Origin of the sequence: Sulfurihydrogenibium yellowstonense SS-5 (assembly GCF_000173615.1) — a bacterium.
GTDB classification, from domain to species: domain Bacteria; phylum Aquificota; class Aquificia; order Aquificales; family Hydrogenothermaceae; genus Sulfurihydrogenibium; species Sulfurihydrogenibium yellowstonense.
The window spans coordinates 1-3,871 of the sequence record NZ_ABZS01000164.1; the positions used below are offsets into that span (position 1 = coordinate 1).

Consider the following 3,871-nt stretch of genomic DNA (forward strand, 5'->3'; position numbering starts at 1 on the left):
CCCACACGGTTCAGATGGAACCCGCTAAATTTTTACTCAAAAATAAAATCGCTTATAGCTTACTCTATCAATATTCTTATAACCATTATACCAAACTTTTAAAAAACCTGCAAGTTGATATTTTTTTCCGCAAACCTCGATATACAGAAAATATATTATTATATTTTATCCTTTAACTTCCTATCACAAGCCAACTGCCAAAAACCCCAAACTCAGAAGCCCGCTGCAAATATCACTTTTTAACTTGCCGATCTCAAAAAATTTTAAAATAAAAAATTTCAAATTTTCAAAAATTTAAAAGCTAAAAAATCTAAAATCAAAAAATTTAATTTAACAAGTACTTACATTCACTTTTCAAAAAAATCCCTTTCAAACCATCACTACACAAGCTTAAATCAAACATTAAAAAATAAAATTACATTACCAATACCTTAGCTTTACTGACTGTTAAGTCATCTCACCAAGCAATTAAACAATCAAATAAAAATCATTAAAATATTGATAAACCAATCTCCAACGTCTCACATCTCACGTCTCACGTCATCACGTAAAACAAGCTTGTGCGGGCTAACCTATTCAATTGCCAAGGTTCAGATAAAAAATTAATAAAAAGTTATATAAGTATACAAAAAAATTTTCTACATGTCAAGCAGAACATGAAAGCTGTTTAAAAAATCTTGCAAGATTACCTTTCCGTTTCATCATGAGACTATAAGCCTAAGAATCTCCTCTTTTAAAATAAGGAAATATGAGATTCTTCGCTTCGCTCAGAATGACAATGTTGATTTTTGGAACAGGCTCAGCAGAAATTAAATAATTATAAGATGGATTTTTAAAGTATGATAATATATTTTTTTAAACCACAAAATACGAGGTCAGCCGTTGAAAAAGATAAATATCGGGATTGTTGGATATGGTGTAGTTGGTAGTAGCGTTGTTAAAATCTTGGATAAAGACAGAGAAATCATCACTCAAAAATCAGGTTTAGATATAAACGTTAAAAAAGTCTATACAAGAAATTGGAATAGAAAATTATTTTACCCAATAGATGATAGCAAAAAAGCCAAAACAGTTGATGAGATAATAAACGATAAAGATATAGATATTGTCGTTGAAGTGGCGGGTGGAATAGAGTTTCCATACCATCTTATCACACAGGCAATAAAAAACAGAAAAAACATCGTAACTGCAAATAAAGCACTACTTGCAGAAAAAGGCAAAGATATATTTAGTCTTGCACAAAAGTATGATGTTAGAATTGGCTTTGAGGCAGCGGTTGCCGGCGGAATTCCGATAATAAAAGCACTTAGAGAAGGATTAGTTGCAAATGATATAAGCAAAATCTACGGAATTTTAAACGGAACAACTAATTATATACTTACATCTATGTACACAGAAGGAAAAAGTTTTGAGCAGGCATTAAAAGAAGCACAAGAAAAAGGCTATGCAGAAGCAGACCCAACCCTTGACATAAACGGAACAGATGCGGCACATAAAATATCCATCCTTGCGTCTTTATCCTTTGGTGGGTTTGTTGATTTTTCGCAAGTCTACGTAGAAGGAATAGACAAAATAGATACGTTGGATATAGAACTTGGAAGGGAGCTTGGATACACTCTAAAACTTCTTGCTATTGCAAAATCTCATGGAGAAGAGGTAGAAATAAGAGTAAATCCTACGTTCTTACCATCTTGGCATCCACTTTCTAAGGTTGACGGAGTATTTAATGCTGTGATGGTAGAAGGTAATAACGTTGGCGAAACTATGTTTTATGGAAGAGGAGCAGGTGGACTGCCAACGGCAAGCGCAGTAATCAGTGATATTGTATGTATTGGAAAATCCATTGCCAACAACTTAGGAAGAGATTTAGAAATCACATCTATGGATTGGAAGCATAAAGATTTGACCCTTACAAAAGTAAAAGATTTTTACACAAGATACTACGTAAGATTTACAGTTCCGGACATTACAGGCATCCTTGCAAAGATTGCATCAGTGTTTGCAAAGTATAACATCAGCATTGCAGCAGTCATTCAAAAAGAAAAAATTTTAAAACTTCAAAAAGAAACAAAAGAAAAAGTGGTTCCGCTCGTGATTCTAACCCATACAGCATCAGAAAACAACATACAGCTTGCTATTAAAGAAATTGTATCTAACAAATACAGCGTAGAAAATCCGGTAATCATAAGAGTAGAGGATGAAGAATGAAGTAAACAAAAAACTTATTTATATAGCCGTAGCAATATTTCTTTTAGTTTTTTCAATCTTTAACCCATTTTTAAACCTATCTTATGAAGCAAAAACAACCATCGGCATTTTCTTATTCTGCATAGCACTTTGGATTTCAGAAATTGCACCCCTTGGAGTAGTAGGACTATTTGGAATAGTTTTATCCATCATTCTTGGAGCAAGTAATGTAAAAACTGCTTTTGAGGGATTTTCAAATCCTGTTATCTTTTTAATGATAGGAAGTTTTTTGATTGCTAACGCAATTTATAAATACGGTCTTGACAAGAGAGTTGCATTATACTTTTTATCAAAAGACTTCTTTTTAAAAAGTCCGTTTAGGCTTGTACTTGGATTTTCTTTACTAACCTTTCTCCTTTCTATGTGGCTAAACAACACCGCTACCACTGTTATAATGGTTTCTATAGCCCTTGGAGTTATTCATCTACTGAAAGACCAGAAAAAACCGGGATTTAAAAAGTTTACTATGCTATTCTTACTCAGCATTGCATACAGTGCATCTATCGGTGGAATTGGTACAATCGTAGGTTCACCAACTAACTTAGTAAGCATTGGATTTTTAAAAGAAAAAGGTATAGAAGTAAGCTTTTTAGATTGGTCTATAAAAGCACTTCCTGTAGCTTTTGCAATCTACGTATTTATGCTTTTATACATAAGATTTAACATAAGAGAGTTTAGTATCTCAAAAGAAGCACTGCTTGAAATCATTCAATCTAACAAGGCACAGCTTGGAAAGATAAAAAATGAAGAGAAAATTGTTGGATTTATTTTTCTGCTGACTGTCTTGTTATGGATTTTGCCATCAATTTTTACATTACTTGGCTTTGAAAGCATCGGCAAACTTTTAAATCAAAAACTTCCTGAAAGCGTGGTTGCAGTCCTGACAGCATCTTTACTGTTTGTCATTCCAAAAGATTGGAAAGAGTTTAAGCCTGTGATGTCTGTAGAAGACTTAAAAGAGATTGACTGGGATACTATCTTACTTTTTGCATCAGGAATCTCTCTTGGAGAGTTAATTACAGAATCAGGACTTGGAAAAGTATTAGCAGAAGCTGTTAAAAATGCTTTTGGTCATGAGATGATATTAGCTTTATTGTTCGTTGTAATTATTTTAGCAATTATTTTAACAGAAATTACTTCAAACACAGCCACAGCAATAGTCTTAACTCCAATAGTAATATCAATATTAGAAAGCTATAATGTAAACCTTATAAATCCTGTAATGTCTGTTGCAATAGCTGCAAGCCTTGCATTTATGCTTCCAATCTCTACACCACCAAACGCAATCGTTTATTCAACCAAGTATGTAGATGTTAAAACTATGATAAAATTTGGTTTTTTACTTGATGTTATAGGAAGTGTTATAATATATATTTTCTTAATTCTTTCAGAATATGCTGGGTGAGAAATTAATGATTTTTATAAAGGAGATCCTTCGGACTTGCGTCCTCAGGATGACAGGAAAAGGTTGATTGATGGGCATCAGAGAAAAGGCAACCTTATTTGTCATTCTGAAGCCGGCGAAGAATCTCCTGCTTTTAAATTTCTCACCTGACTATATTTTATTTTTAAAATAAATTTTAAAGGAGTAGCAAATGAGTGTGAAATGGGAGTTTTCAGCAGG

General features: G+C 33.0%; 2 protein-coding genes. Both read left to right on the plus strand.

Annotated features, from left to right (window positions below; translation table 11 throughout):
• Positions 1-882 precede the first annotated feature (882 nt).
• Positions 883-2,208: a homoserine dehydrogenase gene (locus SULYE_RS06800; protein ID WP_007547853.1), complete on the plus strand. Its 1,326-nt coding sequence runs from the start codon at positions 883-885 to the stop codon at positions 2,206-2,208.
• Positions 2,198-3,652 carry an SLC13 family permease gene (locus SULYE_RS06805; RefSeq protein WP_007547854.1) on the plus strand — a complete coding sequence of 485 codons (1,455 nt, stop codon included), beginning with the start codon at positions 2,198-2,200 and terminating at the stop codon, positions 3,650-3,652. The genes SULYE_RS06800 and SULYE_RS06805 overlap by 11 nt, the downstream gene beginning before the upstream one ends.
• Positions 3,653-3,871: the final 219 nt, after the last annotated feature.